Here is a 17,369-nt window from a genome sequence, read left to right on the forward strand (position 1 = left end):
TTTTTGCGTGCCTGGAAAAGTCAGGAAAACCGATGGAATCGATCGAGCATATCGACGCGTCCCTGCGCGACATCGAAGCCGCATCTTCGCTCGAAGCACTCGACGCCGTCCGCGTCGGTCTGCTGGGCAAGAACGGCGCGGTCACCGCGGCGCTCAAGGCGCTGGGCCAGTTATCCGGCGACGAGCGGAAGGCGCGTGGCGCGGAGGTCAATCGCGTCAAGGAACGGCTGACCGACGCCATTACCGCTCGCAAGCAGTCCCTGGAGCAGGCCGAACTCGATCGCCGCCTGGCCTCCGAGCGCATCGACGTGACCCTGCCGGGCCGCGATGGCGAATACGGTGGCATCCACCCGATTACCCGCGCCCTCGAGCGCATCGCCGACATCTTCGGGCGTCTCGGCTACCAGCGCGCCGACGGTCCCGAGATCGAGGACGACTGGCACAACTTCGAGGCGCTCAACTTCCCGCCGCACCATCCGGCGCGCGCGATGCACGACACCTTCTACTTCGGTGACGGGCGTCTGCTGCGCACGCACACCTCGCCCGTGCAGATCCGCTCGATGCAGGGACGGCAGCCGCCCATCCGCATCATCGCGCCGGGCAAGGTCTATCGCAGCGATTCGGATCAGACGCATTCGCCGATGTTCCACCAGATCGAAGGCCTGCTGGTCGACGAGACGTCGAGCTTCGCCGATCTGAAGGGCACGCTTTCCGAATTCATCCGCGCCTTTTTCGAGCGCGACTTCGAGATGCGTTTCCGCCCGAGCTATTTCCCGTTCACCGAGCCCTCGGCGGAAGTCGATATCCGCTGGGATGCCGAGGACGGCACGGAACGCTGGCTCGAAGTCCTCGGCTGCGGCATGGTCCATCCGACCGTGCTGAAGAACTGCGGCATCGATCCGGAGCGTTACACGGGCTTCGCCTTCGGCCTCGGCGTCGAGCGCTTCGCCATGCTGCGCTACGGCGTGAGCGACTTGCGCGCCTTCTTTGAGAACGACCTGCGCTTCCTGCGCCAGTTCGCCTGATCGCCGTCGAACCCACGTTAACGAGTCGCTCCCATGAAATTCTCCGAAAACTGGCTGCGTGAACTGGTTGCCATCGACGCGGATCGCGCGACCCTGGTTCATGCGCTGACGATGGCTGGCCTGGAAGTCGAAGGCGTCACCCCGTTGGGTGAGGATCTCGACGGCGTCGTCGTCGCCGAGATCGTCGAGGCCGTGAAGCATCCCGAAGCCGACCGCCTGCAGGTGTGCAAGGTGGATGCAGGGCAGGGTGAGTTGCTGCAGATCGTCTGCGGCGCACCGAATGCCCGCGTAGGCATCCGTGTGCCGCTGGCCAAGGTCGGCGCGAAGCTACCCAACAATGTCGACATCAAGGCCGCGAAGCTGCGTGGTGTCGAATCCTTCGGCATGCTCTGCTCGGCCAAAGAGCTCGACATCGACGCCGACGCGTCCGGCCTGCTCGAACTTCCCGCGGATGCGCCGGTCGGTAAGCCGCTCGCCGATTACCTCGGGCTGCCCGATGCCAGTATCGAGCTGAAGATCACGCCGAATCGTCCGGACGTGCTGGGCCTCAATGGCCTGGCGCACGACGTCGCTGCGCTGTTCGGCAGCCGCGTAAAGGCGATCGGCGCTGCCAGCGCACCGGTGACTGCCAGCTCGAAGCGCGACGTTCGCCTGGAAGCCGGCGGCGACGCACCGCGTTACATCGGCCGCGTCATCGAAGGCGTGAATGCCAGCGTGGCATCGCCGCTGTGGATGGCCGAGCGCCTGCGTCGCGCAGGTATCCGACCGATCAGCGCCATCGTCGATATCACGCAATACGTCATGCTCGAGCTCGGCCACCCGATGCACGCGTTCGACAACGACACGCTCTCCGGTGCCGTTATCGTGCGACACGCGGGGCAGGGCGAAGCCATCAAGCTGCTCGACGGGCGTGAGGTCAAGCTCGATCCGTCCTTCGTCGTCATCGCGGACGAAACCCATGCCCTTGCCCTCGGCGGCATCATGGGTGGCTTCGATTCGCGCGTGACCGACACCACGCGCAACGTGTTCCTCGAAGCGGCGCACTTCGCGCCGGCCGCGATCATGGGCCGCGCACGCAAGCTCGGCATGCATACGGACGCGTCGCATCGCTACGAGCGCGGCGTCGACCCGGCGCTTCCGCAGCGTGCGATCGAGCGCGCGACGGAACTGCTGTTGCAGATCGCCGGCGGCAGCGCCGGCCCGCTGACCCTCGCCGAGCGTCCGGACGATCTGCGCGAGCACGCACCCGTCATGCTGCGCCACGCGCGTCTGCGCCGCCTGCTCGGCATCGACATCGCCGGCAGCGAGGTCACCCGCATCTTCACCGCCCTTGGCATGCATGTGGTCGAGCTGGCGGACGGTTGGGAAGTGACGCCGCCGAGCAGCCGTTTCGACATCGAGCGCGAAGAGGACCTGGTCGAAGAGGTCGCGCGCATCCATGGTTACGACCGCATTCCGACGCATATCCCGGCCGGACAGATCGCCCTGCGTTCCGAGCCGGAGGCACGCCTCAGCGAGATGGCGCTGCGCGACCAGATCGCGGCGCGTGGCTACTTCGAAGCCGTGACGCTGTCCTTCGTCAATGCCGACCTGCTCACGAGCTGGGGCGTCGACAAGGGCTGGGTGCCGCTGGCCAATCCGCTCTCGGCGGATCTGGCCGTGATGCGGACCTCGTTGCTGCCCGGACTGATCGAGGCGCTGCGTCATAACCGCGCACGCCAGCAGGAGCGTGTTCGTCTGTTCGAGGTGGCCCGTAGCTTCCATGCTACCGGTGAGGCGCCCGACGAAGTGGGTCGCGTGGCCCTTGTCGCCAGCGGCGCCGCCCGTGCGGAGCAGTGGGGTGAACCGACCCGTCCGGTCGATTTCTTCGACCTCAAGGGCGACCTCGATGCCTTGGTCGCCCACACGGGCGAGCCGCAGCGCTGGTCGGTCGACACCGATGACCTGCCGTCCTGGCTGCATCCCGGCCGCGGTGCACGCATCCTTCGCGATGGTCGGCCCGCTGGCTTCCTGGGTGCGCTGCATCCGGCGCTGGCCAAGGCACTGGACCTCGGTCCGGACGTTCATGTGATGGAACTGGCGCTCGAGTCGATTCTTGCCCGTCGCCTTCCCAGCGCCGGCCGCGTTGCCCGTTTCCCGGCCGTTCGTCGCGATATCGCCGTGGAACTGCCAGAAGAAGTGTCCTGGGCTGCCGTGGAGACCGCCGTGCGCGGGGTGCTCGGCGAGGTCCTGAGGGAGATCCGTCTGTTCGATCGCTACGCTGGCAAGGGGATCGACGAAGGACGAAAGAGTCTCGCTATGGGCTTGATTTTACAGGACGCTTCACGCACCCTTACCGACGAAGATGCCGACGCTCGCGTGGCAGAAGCGGTGGGGGCATTGGAGAAGACATGCAAGGCAAGACTGCGAGGATAAGATGGCGCTGACCAAGGCGGAAATGGCCGAGCGGCTTTTCCTCGACGTGGGTCTCAACAAGCGTGAGGCCAAGGAATTCGTGGACGCCTATTTCGAGGTCGTGCGCGAGGCCCTGGAGCGAGGTGAGCAGGTCAAGTTGTCGGGCTTCGGCAATTTCGACCTTCGGCAGAAGAATCAGCGGCCCGGTCGTAATCCCAAGACCGGCGAAGAAATTCCCATCTCGGCCCGGCGGGTTGTCACCTTCCGTCCTGGTCAGAAACTCAAGGTAAGAGTCGAGGGCTATGCTGGATCCAGGGAATAACACCGAACTTCCGGCGATCCCGGCGAAGCGCTACTTCACCATTGGTGAAGTCAGTGAGCTTTGCGGCGTCAAGCCGCACGTCCTTCGCTACTGGGAGCAGGAGTTCCCGGCCCTCAAGCCCGTCAAGCGCCGCGGCAATCGCCGCTATTACCAGCGCCATGACGTGCTCATGATTCGCCAGATCCGCTCTTTGCTTTACGACGAGGGTTTCACCATCACAGGGGCTCGCGCCCGCCTGGAAGGCCCGCAGGCTCGTATGGAAGCGAGCATGTCACATCAGATCGTGCGTCAGGTGCGTCTGGAGCTGGAAGAAGTACTGACCCTCCTTCGTCGTTGAACTGCTTCCGCAGGTCGCGGCGTTGCTGCTACAATCGTTAGCTCGTCGGGGTGTAGCGCAGCCTGGTAGCGCACTACGCTGGGGGTGTAGTGGTCGCGAGTTCGAATCTCGCCACCCCGACCATTATTCAAAAAAGCGGCGCTCTCTCGGGGCGCCGTTTTTTTTTGCTGGATCATGCCCCGGTAGGAGCCGATTCATCGGCGAAAAGCCAACAAAGCGATGAAGCGACGGACGTCAGGTGGACGGTGTCGCCAGCGTCGGCGTGACCACCCCCGACCCTGCGGGCGTCGCCGTGAATTCCCTCACCACGGAAACGGTCTTCGACTTCTTCTTGAACTCGGTCGTGACGACCAGTCGCGAATGGTCGGCTGCCACGTCGTAATGCTGCACGATGTCCCCGCGCTTGTCGTCGATGTGAATGACGACCACCAGACTGTCGCCGTCCCAGCCGGCTCGTGTGACGTCACCGCCCGTGTCCTTGCCGGTCACCATCGGGACACTGCTCGGATGGCCGTTAGGCGCGATCTGCAGGTTGCCCGGATGGACGGCGATGTCCAGCGTGTCGGGGAGCAGGAGCGCCCGGCGCAGCATGTCGCCGTTTCCGCCGCCGGTCGTGCTACTGGCGACGCTGCCATTGCTCGCGCCAGCGTTACCGCCACCACCGTGTCGGCCACCGCCACCCATGCCACCGCCACCCATGCCACCGCCCATGCCCCCACCACCGCCGTGACCGTGCCCTCCGCCCATGCCGCCGCCGCGACCGCCACTGCCCGCCGCCGGCGAGGCATCGGGATCCTCGCTGTGCGAAACGTCCACGACCCAGTGGCCGTCGAATGAGTGCGGATGGTCGGGTATGGCACTCAATCGGATGCTGTTGCCGGCACACGCCGCGAGACCGACAGTGCAGACGATTGTCAGGCCGCGCAGGGTAGGGGAGAAGCGACGCATCGATGAGGTCCTGATCCGGGGTATGGAAGGACCAACGTGGCGCAGGACATTAGGTTGACCAAAAAAAAGCCGCCTGTGGGAGCAGGCGGCGATCTGGGGATCAGCGTGTTGGTTCCCATCCCTGGGATGTTGTTCTTAGTAGTCGATTAAAGACAAACCCGTCAGGATCAGAAGTCGTACGAGGCCGTCAGTCGTGCATAGCGCGGCGTCTGGTAGAACTGACCCAGGTTGTAGTTGTTGAGCACGGTCTTCGAGATCGACTCATCGGGCGAGAAGCTGGTCAGCGGCTTGCGCTCGTTGGTGACGTTGAAGACGCTCAGGCCGAAGGCCAGCTTGTTGTCGAACAGGGCCGGACGGTAGGTCACGGCCAGGTCGAGCTGGCGATACCACGGGTTGCGCGTCTTGCCCGGGGGCGACGGCTCACCGAAGCAGTTGTGGTACGAGGAGCCGTAACCGATCGGATCCGGATCGGCGTTGGCGTTCTCGTAACCCAGGCAGGACTTGGGCGAACCCGAGGCCAGGCGCAGGTTGCCGGAGATCATCCATTCCGGGGTCAGCAGGTACGCGCCGTACGCCTTGAACTGGTGCGTGCGGTCGTTGGTCAACAGGCCGTTGGAGTTGAGCATCAACTCGCCCGAATCCCAGTCCTGGGTCTTGGAGATGTCGGTCTGGCCGATGTCGGACTTGGTCTGGCCTTCGGTGTTGCCGTAGCTACGCGAGAAGGTGTAGTCGACGCGACCCTGCCACTTGCCGTTGAACGGATGCTCCAGGTACAGGTCCAGCGCGTAGTAGCGACGGATCGCCTTCTGGTTGAAGCCCCATTCCTGCGAGCTCATCGTCACTTCGGTACGACCCACGCCGTTGGCGTTGGCCAGGCTGAAGGTGTTGGTGAAGCCGGGGTTGAAGATGACGCAGCCCGGGATCGTCACCGAGTCCGGATCGATGCCTTCGGCATCGAGCTTGTCGGCGATCTTGCCCGTGTCGCAGACGTCATCGATCGCCGTGCGCAGCTTGCGCACCGTGATCTTGGCGCCGGTCACCCAGTCGCTGCCGAGCATCTTGTCGAAGCCGAGGATGCCTTCGTCCTGGTACTGCGAGCGCAGGTCACGCGCGGTCACCGATTCCGGATCGATCGCCTGGCCGTATTCGCCGTTGGCCGAGACCGGGCCTGGGCCGAGCGGGCGCAGGCCGGTCGGGCGACCCTGGGCGTCGATGCCGGTGTAGGCGAAGTACTCATCCGTGAAGGTCGACGGCGAGGCGCCGCGGACGGCCACGTTGTTGGGCAGGGCGAGGTAGTAACGACCCAGGTTGCCGTAGATCTTCAGCGAGGAGTCGCCGAACACGTCCCAGGCGGCGCCCAGGCGCGGGGCCCACTGCGCGGCGTTGTTGACGAACGAGCGGCCGGAGTCGTTGAGGTTCTTGAAGCGGTCGTTACGCACGCCGATGCTCAGCAGGACTTTGTCGGTCACCTGCCAGCGATCTTCGAGGTACTGCGCGCGCTGGTCGAGCGACATGCTGGTCACCGAGGTGAACACGCGCTGGTCGACGTAGTAGCCGGCGCCACCCGGGGCACCGACGCCCAGCGAGTTGCTGATCGGGGTGTTCGGGTTGGCGGCACGGCGATAGCGCAGGTAGTAACCCGGACCGCTGGTCGACTGGCCGACGTTGTCGCCGGAGTAATGCATGTTGTCGATACCACCGGCGAGGTGGTGATCGCCGAGCTGCCATTCGAGATCGAGGCGCAGACCACGCGTATGGCTGCCCGCACCCGGATCCTGCGACAGGTTCGAGGTGTTGAGGTTGGTGATCGGACGGCCGCCGTTGAGCGTCGGGTTCTGCAGGTCCGGACGGTCGATGTACGGCTGGTTGACGATGTTCGGCGTCGGGTTCTGCAGGTAGTCGGTCGTCCAGCTCTTGCCGTAGGTCGCCGTCAGGGTCACGTCATCGGTGATGTACGAGGTGTACTTGGCGATGGCGTACTTGGAGTCGAGCTTGGTCGTGTCGGCGTCCGAGCCGAGCGCCGCACCCTGCGAACGGGTCGGGTAGYCGTAGTTGTAGTACGTGCCGCGCTGCTCGTCGGTCGAGTGGATACCGGTCAATTCCAGGATGTTGGAATCGTTGATGTTCCAGTTGACCTTCGCGTAGTACTTGGGAAGATTGTAGGTGTAGTGGTTGTTGGCGACCGGGTTGGCTTCCACCGACGCGGTCGACACACCTTCGGACTTCTCCGCTTCCGCGGCGATGAAGAAGAACAGCTTGTCCTTGATCAGCGGGCCACCGGCGTAGGCGCTGTAGGTGGTCGTCCACTTGGTGTTGTCGGCGCGGTTACGGTAGATCGTGCCGGCCCTGGCCGGCGTCTGGTAGCCGTAGCCCGGCGGCAGGGTGGCATCGCTGTAATAGATGCTGCCCGGGGCGGACGAGGCGAACTTCGGCTCCCACAGCACCTGGGCACCGAAATGCCAGTCGTTGGTGCCGCTCTTGCCGACCTGCGAAATCACGCCGCCATCGGAACGACCGTACTTGGCGCTGTAGCCGCCCGTATAGACTTCCTGCTGGTCGATCGCGCCATACGGCAGGCCCACGCCGCCGAGGTTGCGGTAAGGATCCGTCGTCGCATAACCGTTGACGTAGTAGGCGTTTTCCGAGGCGCCCGAACCGCCGAAGGAGACGGTGCGATAGCGGCCGTTACCCAGGGTCTGGGCGCCCGGCACGGCACCCGGTGCCAGCAGGGCGATAGCTTCGGCGTTACGACCCAGCGGCAGGCGGGCCAGGGTCTCGGAAGTGATCACGGTGCGCGCATCGACTGCGGTGGCGTCGATGGGCGGCAAGGTGTTGGCGGTGACGGTCACCGAATCCAGCGACTGGGCCGAGGTGGCCGAAGCAGCGGCGGCGAACGACACGTCGGTGCTGCCACCGACCTTGATCGGTACGTCCTTGCGCGTATCGACCACGGCACCKTCGCGCTTGAGGCTGACGGTGTAGCTGCCCAGCGGCAGGTTGCTAGCGCGGTAGCGGCCGTCGGCATCGACAGGCACGTCGCGGGTAAAGCCGGTGTCACTGGTGACGCTGACCGTGGTGCCAGTGCCAGCCGGCACCTGGCCGAAGATCGCGCCGGTGGTGGACTGGGCCATGACCGGAGCGATGGTACCGATAGACAGGCCAAGCGCGATGGCCAACGCGGTCGGCCGGAAGCCTCCGCGTCGACGGATGCTGTGCAGATACATGTATGACTCCCCGAAATTGACCCAGAAAGGTGGGCCACTAAAACGATTGGTTATTCGTCCAAAGCGGTTCTGGCGGGTCACTTGGCGCCGGATAACCTGCAGCGCTCACTCCCCCGAGCGAGCGCTCCCCCGTACCCCACTTGCCYCCGCAAGTTCCTCCTTTTGCCCAGGTCCCGCCATGGAGTGACTTTTGGCAGGTGCCTGGGTTTTGCGAAAATACGTGGGCTCTTGCGGCCGTGTCAACACTATTTTACGAACATTCGTAAGTAAATGGCGTTCCGCCCTGGTCGCGACAGCACTGAGACTCAAGCTTTACGGCCTTTCGCCGCTACACTGGCGCCGCCGTCAGTGGGGAAGGCCATGAGCATCGAAGACATCATTCTCGAGGAAGACGTCGGGGTCTATAAGACCCTGCTCGAATCCACGCGTGCCATTCCCTGGAAAATCGACTGGGCGACGCTGCGCTTCGCCTACATCGGTCCACAGATCGAAGCGCTTCTCGGCTGGGCCCCGCAATCCTGGGCGACGGTGCAGGACTGGGCGGACCGCATGCATCCCGAAGACCGCGCCTGGGTCTTCGACTTCTGCGTATCGCAGTCGCAGGCCGGTGTCGACCACGAAGCGGACTATCGTGCGCTGACCAAGAATGGCGAATACGTCTGGATTCGCGACGTGGTCCATGTCGTGCGCAATCCCGACGGCTCGCCCAACGCGCTCATTGGCTTCATGTTCGACATCAGTGAGCGTAAGCGCACCGAAGAGAAGCTGCTCGACATGCAGCGCGAACTCGAAGAGTTGTCGTTCAAGGATGGACTCACCGGCGTCGCCAACCGTCGTCGCTTCGACATGGTCATGGAGACCGCGTGGCGGGATGCGCGGCAGGGGCGACAGACCTTGTCGCTGGTTGTCCTGGATATCGATTTCTTCAAGCAATACAACGACCATTACGGCCACCTGGAAGGTGACGAGTGCCTCAAGCGCGTGGCCACGGCGCTGTCCAACATCGTACGCAACCCGGACGACCTGCTCTGCCGYTTCGGTGGCGAGGAGTTCGTGCTGCTACTGCAGGATACCGATGAGGCCACCGCCCTGGCCCTGGCCTGGCGCTGCCTGGATCTGGTCGAGAAGGCGATGATTCCGCACGGCGGCCTCGGTCCCGGCAAGCGCGTGACGCTCAGTGCCGGCGTGCATACCCTGGTGCCCAAGGAAGGCGACGAGATCCTGCCGGCCATTGCCGTGGCAGACCGTCGCCTCTACCTGGCCAAGCAACGCGGCCGCGCCCGCGTCGTCGCCGACGGCGGCGACCAATAAATACATGTGGGAGCCGCTTCAGCGGCGAATGGCACACAACGCGCTGCGCAGTAGCGCTTCCTTAAGGTTGCTGGCCTCAGCCCCTCTCGAAGGAAGAGCTCGCCGCTGAAGCGGCTCCCACAACGAAGGTGACACACCGTGGACCCGGAGTTACTACGCCGCCTGTTACGAGCCAAGGATCAGATAGACGCCGCGTCACACGAGACGTGGCCGGTCTGCCGGCTCGCACGCGTGAGCCACGTCTCCGAAGCCCACTTCGCCCGATCGTTCAAGCAAGCCTTCGGCCTGCCACCCCACCGCTACCTGCTTACTCGCCGACTTGAGCGCGCCAAGGCCCTGCTTCGCGACACGACGATGCCGATCCTCGATATCGCGCTGCAGACAGGGTGGAACAGCCTCGGCACCTTTGGCCGCGTGTTTCGCGACGTCAACGGCACGAGTCCGAGCGACTGGCGGGCCCATGAGCATGCAGGCAGGCACGACCTCGAACGCGTGCCCCACTGCTTCGTCAGTGCCGCCTACCGACCCGGCCTGACAAGCGCAGTTTCGGAGAAGCGCCGTCGGGAACGGCCTGCTAAAAAAGAGCCTTCCCACAAACCGGAGGTTGTATGAGCCAGGGTATCGGAGTCGTCGGGCTGTACGTTCGTGACCAGGATGAAGCGCTCGAGTTTTACGTTGAAAAGCTAGGGTTTCGCGTGCACACCGACGCGCAGAATGGCAGTTTTCGCTGGCTGACCGTGCAGCATCCGGAGCAGCCCTCCTTGCAACTGGGCTTGTTCAAGCCGCAAGCGCCGGTGCTCGACGAAGCCACGGCACAGACCATGAGCGAGGTGGTGGCCAAGGGCGCGATGCCGCCGCTGGTGCTCAACGTCGACGATTGCCGCGCTGCCTACGAGCGCATGCGGGCCCGGGGCGTGGAGTTCACGCAGGCGCCCGAGGAGCGCTACGGCAACGTCGACGCCAACTTTCGCGACCCCTCGGGCAATGGCTGGAAGATGATCGAGTCTCGCCGGACTCAGTAGAGCGCGCGCGCCTTCAGCGTGCCTTCGATCGCCGCCAGCTCGTTGCGCAGCGAGGCGGCGTGCTCGTCGGTCGTGGATACGTCGATCACCACGTAGCCGACCTGGCCCGACGTCTGCAGGTACTGGCCGTCGATATTGACGGCGGCGCGAGAGAACACGTCGTTCACCCGTGAGAGCACACCGGGAATGTTGCGGTGAATGTGCAGCAAGCGACGGCTGGTCGGATGGCCGGGCAGGGAGACTTCCGGGAAATTCACCGCGGAAAGCGTGCTGCCGTTATCGCTGTAACGCACCAGCTTGGATGCCACCTCGATGCCGATGTTCTCCTGCGCTTCGGCGGTGCTGCCGCCGACGTGCGGGGTGAGGATGACGTTGTCCATGCCGACCAGGGGCGAGACGAAGGGGTCGGTGTTGCCCTTGGGCTCGACCGGGAAGACGTCGATCGCTGCACCGGCCAGGTGCTTGGACCGCAGTGCGGCAGCCAGTGCATCGATATCGACGACGGTGCCACGCGAGGCGTTGACCAGCATCGAGCCGGGGCGCATGCGCGCGATCTCGGCGGCGCCGATCAGGTTCTTCGTTTGCGCGGTTTCCGGCACGTGCAGGGTGACCACGTCCGCGCGCTCCAGCAGATCGTCCAGGCTGGACGCCGGTCGGGCATTGCCGAGCGAGAGCTTGGCTTCCACATCGTGGAAGATCACCCGCATGCCCAGCGATTCGGCCAGCACACCGACCTGGGTGCCGATATGGCCGTAGCCGACAATGCCCAGCACCTTGTCGCGGACCTCGAAGCTGCCGGCGGCCGACTTCGACCAGCCGCCGCGGTGGCATTCGGCGTTCTTCTCCGGAATGCGGCGCACCAGCATGATCGTTTCGGCGATGACCAGCTCGGCGACGCTGCGCGTGTTGGAGTAGGGCGCGTTGAAGACCGGCACGCCCAGGCGCTCGGCCTCCGCGGTGTCCACCTGGTTGGTGCCGATGCAGAAACAGCCCACGGCGATGAGCCGGCGTGCCTCGGCCAGTACCTCGGCAGTGAGATGGGTGCGCGAGCGAATGCCGACGATATGCGCATCGGCGATGCGTTCCTTGAGATCGTCCTCGGAGAGGGACTTCTCATGGAACTCGATCTGCGAGTAGCCGGCCTGGCGGAAGGTGTCGAGCGCACTGCGGCTGACGCCTTCGAGCAGCAGGACCTTGATGTCTTCTTTCGGGTACGACGTGCGCTTCATAGCCGGGCTTCAGATCCGTGGGCGAGACGCTCACTATGCCAGAGAGTGACGTTCATGTTGCAGCGCAGTGGACGCCCGGCCGCCGCGCTGGCACCCTGCCTCCGATACCCGAGCGAGAGCCCCATGACCGATCCACGCCTGTCCGAACTTGCCCGCCTGCTGCCCGAGCTCAAGCTGTCCACCGACCCGGGCGATCTCGAGCACCACGGTCGCGACTGGACCCGGCGATGGACCCCCGCGCCCCTGGCGATCGCCTATCCGGCCTCGATCGAGGAGGTTCAAGGCATCGTTCGCTGGGCGAACGGCGCCGGTGTGGGGGTGGTGCCCTCCGGCGGACGGACCGGCCTGTCCGGCGGCGCTGTCGCAGCACATGGCGAGATCGTGGTCAGCCTGGACCGGATGAACCGGGTGCTCGACTTCGACCCCATCGACCGCATCCTCACCGTGCAGCCTGGTATCGCCCTCGAGGCGGTGCACAACGCGGCCCGTGAGCGCGGCCTGCTTTATCCCGTGGATTTCGCCGCGCGTGGCTCCTGCCAGATCGGCGGCAATATCGCGACGAATGCCGGTGGAATCCGCGTCATCCGCTATGGGAATACGCGTCAGTGGATCGCCGGGCTAAAGGTGGTGACGGGAACGGGCGAACTGCTCGACCTCAACCGTGGCCTGGTGAAGAACGCGTCCGGCTATGACTTGCGTCACCTGGTGATCGGCTCGGAAGGCACCCTCGGCATCGTGGTCGAGGCCAGCCTGAATCTGACCTCGCCTCCGCCGCCGTCCCAGGTCATGCTGCTCGCCGTGCCCGCGATGGACAGTCTGATGCGCGTGTTCGCCGAGGCAAGGCATCGCCTTACGCTGAGTGCCTTCGAGTTCTTTACCGATCGTGCCCTGCACCATGTCCTGGCACACGGCGCGCAGCGGCCGTTCGAAGAGACCCATCCGTTCTACGTGGTCACCGAGTTCGACGCGGCGGATGACAAGGCCGAGGCATCCGCTCTTTCGTTCTTCGAACTCTGCCTCAACGAGGGCTGGGTGGTGGATGGCGCGATCGGTTCCAGCGATGCGCAGGCCGCCGCGCTCTGGCGCTTGCGCGAGGGCATCACCGAAAGTCTTGCACCGCATAAGCCCTATAAAAACGACGTTTCCGTGCGGATTTCCGCCGTACCCGCCTTCATGGCCGAGATGCAGGAACTGCTGTCAGCCGAGTACCCGCACTTCGACGTGGTCTGGTTCGGCCACATCGGCGACGGCAATCTGCACATCAACGTGCTCAAGCCGGCCGACCTCGACAACGCCGTGTTCGTCGAGCAGTGCGAGCACGTCACCTCGCTGCTGGTCGACACGCTGCACCGGCACGGTGGCAGCATCTCGGCCGAGCACGGCATCGGGCTGGTGAAGAAGCCCTGGTTGGGCAGCGTCCGCAGCGAAGCCGAGATCGCCCTGATGCGTGGGATCAAGGCCGTCTGGGACCCGAAGGGCATCATGAATCCCGGAAAGCTGTTGTAGGCGCCGTTCCAGCGGACGCATGTGCTCTGGGTAGGAGCCGATTCATCGGCGATCCCGCGGTAGCGGGCCAGGGTGCCGCCAGCACCCAATCGCCGATGAATCGGCTCCTACGAAAAGCGGCCGTCGCGGGGTGGCTTCTCCGGGAAAGGCCCATTAGCCTTGTCATCTCCCCGTCATCGAAGACCCACCCCCCATGGCCCAGGACTCCTCCGACCTCTATCCCGCGATCGAGGCCTACAACACCGGCACGCTCAAGGTGTCGGCGCTGCACACGCTTTACTTTGAGGAAAGCGGCAACCCCAAGGGCAAGCCGGTGGTGTTTCTCCATGGCGGCCCCGGCGGCGGTACCAATCCGCGCTGCCGTCGTTTCTTCGATCCCACCAAGTACCGCATCGTGCTTTTCGATCAGCGTGGTTGTGGCAAGTCCACGCCGCACGCCGAACTCACCGACAACACGACCTGGGACCTCGTCGCCGATATCGAGACGCTGCGTCAGCACCTGGGCATCGACACGTGGCAGGTATTCGGTGGCTCCTGGGGCTCGACCCTAGCGCTGGCCTATGCCGAAACCCATCCGACGCGCGTCAGCGAACTCGTGCTGCGCGGCATCTTCATGCTGCGTCGCTCGGAGCTGGAATGGTTCTACCAGGGTGGCTGCGACATGCTTTATCCGGACGCGTGGGAGACCTATCTCTCCGCCATTCCGCAGGCCGAACACGGCGACCTGATCAGTGCCTACCATCGCCGGCTGACCAGTACGGATCACGCCGTTCGCGTGGCTGCGGCACGGGCGTGGTCGGTGTGGGAGGGCGCGACAAGCTACCTCTACCAGGACCAGGGCCACATCGCGTCCAGCGGTGAAGACGAGTTCGCGCTCGCGTTTTCACGCATCGAGTGCCACTACTTCGTCAACGCCGGTTTCTTCGAGGTCGACGGACAGCTGTTGCGCGATGTCGGCAAGATCCGCCATATCCCGACGGTGATCGTGCAGGGGCGTTACGACGTGGTCTGTCCCGTGCGTAGCGCCTGGGATTTGCATCGCGCGTTCCCGGAAGCCGATCTGAGGATCGTGCAGGACGCGGGGCATTCGGCATTCGAGCCGGGGATCGTGCGGGAACTGGTCGAGGCGACGGATCGGTTCGCGTCGTGAAGCATCGCCGATGAATCGGCTCCTACCGGGCAAGGCCTGGCCCGCTCGGTAGGAGCCGATTCATCGGCGACAGGCGCTCGGCAGAAGCCGGACGCCAAGGATCACATCAGAACAACCCCAACGGCAGGGTCAACATATCCACCACGAAACCATCGTGGTCGGACGAACCCATCGCCTTCTTCGCATCCGTCGCCGTGGCCGAATCGTCCAGCGTCTGCACCGGTGCATCGAGGTTGCCGCGACCGTACTGCATCTTMAGGAACAGGCCGCGTGCCACGGTGTTCAGCAGGGCGTTGTCGAGCACCTGATGCGTCGGCACCTGGCGCGGGGCCTGGCCCTGGATGTTGCCGAAGTTCTCGGTGAACAGGAACGAGTAGCGATCCTGCTCCGGTACCGAATCCACGGCGTTCCACAGCGTCGGCTTGACCAGGTTCTTGCCCAGCTTCAGCAGGTTCTGGCTGTCGTCGTAACGGCCGGCAATCAGGCCGACCACGTCGGTGAAGCCATCGCTGAACTGGTAGGAGTTGAAATCACCCACCACGAGCAGCGGCGTGAGCAGGTTCTTCCGGTCGGTCTGGATCGCCTGCACCTGGGTGGCCAGCGATTTGGCCTGGAGGAAACGCTTCTCGCGGTCGCGATCGGCGGCATCGCCGGTCTTGTCCACGTTTTGGCGCGCCTTTGGGTGCACGGCGATCACATTGACGCGCATGCGGCCGAGGATCGACGGCACGTCAGCCGTGAGCAGCAGCGGCGGATGGTCGTGCAGGAACGAGACGGACCCTTCGTCGTTCCAGGTTTCGTCCGCACCCAGCTGACGCACGTCGAGCACGCGCACCCGGTCCGTACGGACGAGGAAGCCGACGTTGATGCCGCTCGGATCGTGACCCGGCTGGAGGATGGCTTCGTACTGGGCCGGGTAGTCGTCACCCAGCTGCTTGGCCAGACCCTGCAGTACCGCCAGGCTCTTCACTTCCTCGACTGAGAGGATATCCGGCAGCTTGAGCACGCTACCGACGTAGGCCGACAACCGCTGCGTCTTCAGCTTGACCTGATCCGGCGTCGGTTCGGTGGTGTCGCCGCTGCAGGTGAAGACCGTATTGAAGTCCGAATCGCAGAAGCGCTCCATGTTGAACGCGCCAACGCGCACCGCGTAGAACGGACGCGAGTCCACGGCACGCGGCAAGGTGGCGGCCTTCTTGATCGTGATCTTCGTCGGGATGAAGGTGTACATGCCGAACGCATACGACATCACACCTTCGGCCTTGAAGGTCGTGCCGGCGTTGAACGGTGTGTTCGCGGGCACGGCGCCGAAGTCCGCCGTGTTCATCTTGAACACTTCGGGATTGCCCGACCAGTTCGGCAGGTTCACGCCATCGGGCACCGGCACGGTGTAACGCACGCCGGGCTTACGCAGCGAGCGCGTGCCGTTCGCGGTGATGTAGACCTCGGCGAAAGGCTCATTGCTGAAGCGCAGGTTGCCGGTGGTGATCATGCCGTTGTCGATGACCACGCGCATGCCGACGTAGCACTGGTAGTTCGTCGTGCCGCAGGAGAGCGCGTTCGGATCCAGCGACGGCGTGCTGTTGCCGAAGACGACGGCCTTCGGCAGGGCGGCACCGTGCATGCTCGTGGTGATCGTCGCGTTCTTCAGTTCGGGGAGGTTGAAGTAGTTGTCGACCGTGGCTTCGACATCGACCACGTCACCGGCCTTCACCGTCGGTGCGGTGCTGGTGAACACGTAGATGCCGTTCGAGGTGAGCGGGTCGGCGTCGGCGCGAGCGTCCGGCGTCTGGATGGTGAAGCCGGCGGGACCGACCGCCGTGACGATGTTCGCATGCGTGGCCACACGCTTGCCGACCAGCGGCGAGACCTGGCCCGTGCCGGTGACCTGCCAGATTTCCGCCGCGACGGGGATCTCGTTGAGGATCGCACCGACCGCCGTGCTCTTGGCGAGGGTGACGTTGCCCGTGGCGTCGCTCAGGTTGACCCGGAATGCCTTGTCGGGACCGGCAGCCTTGGCGCCGTGCACGGTGACGTTGAGCGTGCTGCTATTGCCGCCGGCCGGAATGGTCAGCGTGGTGTCGACGGCGTCGTAGTCGCCGGCTGCGACCGTAGCGGTGTCGTCCGCCGTCGTGGCATGCACGGTGACATCGGTCGTGACGGGCTGGCTGAGCGTCACGGTGAACGGCATCGAGACGTCGTCACCGTTACGCAGGCTGACGGTCGCATCCGCGATGGACAGGCTCGGGCCCTGCGCGACGCAAGGTGAGGTACTGGCGCGCGGCGTGGTCGGTGCCACCTTGACCCAGTCGGCCGAGTTGTCGCCGCTGGACTGCGGGAAGCCGGCAGCGTTCGTCTTGCGGCCGTAACCCTGGTCGGCGTTGGTGCTGCCGAGGGTGGTAAGCGGCGTGCCCAGCTTATAGGCCGAGCCGGTGCTCAGGCCAACCTGGTCGATGACGGTGCCGGAGCTATTCAGCAGAGCGAGGCCGCCGTCATCGGTCACGCCGGTGCTGTACTTCAGGTCGGGCGTGACGCTTCCGGAGTACCCGGAGGCGGCCGTGTTCGCCAGCAGGAGGAAGCAACCGGGTGCGACCGAGGTTCCTGCCGGAAACGTGAAGCGCGTGCCGGTCGTCCCGGCCGAATTGGAGGCGTTGAGCTTGTAGCCGGAAACGTCCAGTGCGGCCGTGCCGGTGTTCTGCACTTCGACGAATTCGTCGTTACCGCCCGCCGGTCCGCGAACGCGGAACTGGGTGAGCGTGAGGTCCGCCGCCTGCAGCGGGAGAACGGCCATGAGGCCTGCCAGCGCCGCCCATGTGGCGCGCTGTTTCGTGGTCAAACGCATTCGAATATCCCCTCGAGTCGTTGAGTTGTATGCGACCCGAAGCACCGCGCAATCCCATG

Annotated in this window: 13 protein-coding genes and 1 tRNA gene; 10 read left to right on the top strand and 4 right to left on the bottom strand. The window is 64.7% G+C overall.

Annotated elements, in window-relative coordinates; genetic code table 11:
• Positions 1–32 precede the first annotated feature (32 nt).
• The 5 genes from pheS (at position 33) to AC1DYM_RS07130 (ending at position 4,201) form a co-directional block, all read left to right on the top strand.
• Positions 33–1,025: a phenylalanine--tRNA ligase subunit alpha gene (gene pheS, locus AC1DYM_RS07110; protein ID WP_477337278.1), complete on the top strand. Its 993-nt coding sequence runs from the start codon at positions 33–35 to the stop codon at positions 1,023–1,025.
• A gap of 33 nt (positions 1,026–1,058) precedes the next feature.
• Positions 1,059–3,440 carry a phenylalanine--tRNA ligase subunit beta gene (pheT, locus tag AC1DYM_RS07115; protein WP_477337279.1) on the top strand — a complete coding sequence of 794 codons (2,382 nt, stop codon included), beginning with the start codon at positions 1,059–1,061 and terminating at the stop codon, positions 3,438–3,440.
• A 1-nt stretch (position 3,441) separates the two neighbouring features.
• Positions 3,442–3,741, top strand: a complete 300-nt coding sequence (ihfA, locus tag AC1DYM_RS07120; RefSeq protein WP_036114917.1) for an integration host factor subunit alpha — start codon at positions 3,442–3,444, stop codon at positions 3,739–3,741.
• The gene (locus AC1DYM_RS07125; RefSeq protein ID WP_036114913.1) at positions 3,722–4,078 is read left to right on the top strand and encodes a MerR family transcriptional regulator; all 357 of its coding nucleotides are present in this window, start codon (positions 3,722–3,724) and stop codon (positions 4,076–4,078) included. Before ihfA ends, AC1DYM_RS07125 begins: the two co-directional genes overlap by 20 nt.
• 46 nt (positions 4,079–4,124) lie before the next feature.
• Positions 4,125–4,201, top strand: a tRNA-Pro gene (locus AC1DYM_RS07130).
• Between the two features lie 111 nt (positions 4,202–4,312).
• Here the strand turns inward: AC1DYM_RS07130 and AC1DYM_RS07135 are convergent.
• The gene (locus AC1DYM_RS07135; RefSeq protein ID WP_477337280.1) at positions 4,313–5,026 is read right to left on the bottom strand and encodes a hypothetical protein; all 714 of its coding nucleotides are present in this window, start codon (positions 5,024–5,026) and stop codon (positions 4,313–4,315) included.
• A 167-nt stretch (positions 5,027–5,193) separates the two neighbouring features.
• Complete coding sequence (locus AC1DYM_RS07140) at positions 5,194–8,244, bottom strand: TonB-dependent receptor (protein WP_477337301.1); 3,051 nt, start codon at positions 8,242–8,244, stop codon at positions 5,194–5,196.
• A gap of 366 nt (positions 8,245–8,610) precedes the next feature.
• On the opposite strand from AC1DYM_RS07140, the gene AC1DYM_RS07145 reads away from it, so the two are divergent.
• From AC1DYM_RS07145 to AC1DYM_RS07155, 3 genes are all read left to right on the top strand, one after another.
• Positions 8,611–9,561 (top strand): GGDEF domain-containing protein, encoded by a 951-nt coding sequence (locus tag AC1DYM_RS07145; RefSeq protein WP_477337281.1) that lies wholly within the window; start codon positions 8,611–8,613, stop codon positions 9,559–9,561.
• Positions 9,562–9,699: 138 nt separating this feature from the next.
• The gene (locus AC1DYM_RS07150; RefSeq protein WP_477337282.1) at positions 9,700–10,173 is read left to right on the top strand and encodes a helix-turn-helix domain-containing protein; all 474 of its coding nucleotides are present in this window, start codon (positions 9,700–9,702) and stop codon (positions 10,171–10,173) included.
• Complete coding sequence (locus AC1DYM_RS07155; RefSeq protein WP_046969671.1) at positions 10,170–10,583, top strand: VOC family protein; 414 nt, start codon at positions 10,170–10,172, stop codon at positions 10,581–10,583. The genes AC1DYM_RS07150 and AC1DYM_RS07155 overlap by 4 nt, the downstream gene beginning before the upstream one ends.
• Here AC1DYM_RS07155 and serA read toward each other — a convergent pair.
• Positions 10,577–11,812 (bottom strand): phosphoglycerate dehydrogenase, encoded by a 1,236-nt coding sequence (serA, locus tag AC1DYM_RS07160; RefSeq protein ID WP_477337283.1) that lies wholly within the window; start codon positions 11,810–11,812, stop codon positions 10,577–10,579. The two genes, AC1DYM_RS07155 and serA, sit on opposite strands and share 7 nt — an antisense overlap.
• Positions 11,813–11,935: 123 nt before the next feature.
• On the opposite strand from serA, the gene AC1DYM_RS07165 reads away from it, so the two are divergent.
• Positions 11,936–13,318, top strand: a complete 1,383-nt coding sequence (locus AC1DYM_RS07165) for an FAD-binding oxidoreductase (protein ID WP_477337284.1) — start codon at positions 11,936–11,938, stop codon at positions 13,316–13,318.
• A gap of 193 nt (positions 13,319–13,511) precedes the next feature.
• Complete coding sequence (pip, locus tag AC1DYM_RS07170; protein ID WP_477337285.1) at positions 13,512–14,468, top strand: prolyl aminopeptidase; 957 nt, start codon at positions 13,512–13,514, stop codon at positions 14,466–14,468.
• Between the two features lie 106 nt (positions 14,469–14,574).
• Here the strand turns inward: pip and AC1DYM_RS07175 are convergent, their stop codons facing one another.
• Positions 14,575–17,310: a lamin tail domain-containing protein gene (locus AC1DYM_RS07175; protein ID WP_477337286.1), complete on the bottom strand. Its 2,736-nt coding sequence runs from the start codon at positions 17,308–17,310 to the stop codon at positions 14,575–14,577.
• Positions 17,311–17,369: the final 59 nt, after the last annotated feature.

The sequence above is a fragment of the Luteibacter sp. P1_D3 genome (assembly GCF_056406135.1).

Excerpts from the sequence above, each read along its gene's own strand:
- pheS (WP_477337278.1), top strand. The coding sequence starts at position 33 with ATGGAATCGATCGAGCATATCGACGCGTCCCTGCGCGACATCGAAGCC.
- pheT (WP_477337279.1), top strand. The coding sequence starts at position 1,059 with ATGAAATTCTCCGAAAACTGGCTGCGTGAACTGGTTGCCATCGACGCG.
- ihfA (WP_036114917.1), top strand. The coding sequence starts at position 3,442 with ATGGCGCTGACCAAGGCGGAAATGGCCGAGCGGCTTTTCCTCGACGTG.
- AC1DYM_RS07125 (WP_036114913.1), top strand. The coding sequence starts at position 3,722 with ATGCTGGATCCAGGGAATAACACCGAACTTCCGGCGATCCCGGCGAAG.
- AC1DYM_RS07135 (WP_477337280.1), bottom strand. The coding sequence starts at position 5,026 with ATGCGTCGCTTCTCCCCTACCCTGCGCGGCCTGACAATCGTCTGCACT.
- AC1DYM_RS07155 (WP_046969671.1), top strand. The coding sequence starts at position 10,170 with ATGAGCCAGGGTATCGGAGTCGTCGGGCTGTACGTTCGTGACCAGGAT.
- serA (WP_477337283.1), bottom strand. The coding sequence starts at position 11,812 with ATGAAGCGCACGTCGTACCCGAAAGAAGACATCAAGGTCCTGCTGCTC.
- AC1DYM_RS07165 (WP_477337284.1), top strand. The coding sequence starts at position 11,936 with ATGACCGATCCACGCCTGTCCGAACTTGCCCGCCTGCTGCCCGAGCTC.
- pip (WP_477337285.1), top strand. The coding sequence starts at position 13,512 with ATGGCCCAGGACTCCTCCGACCTCTATCCCGCGATCGAGGCCTACAAC.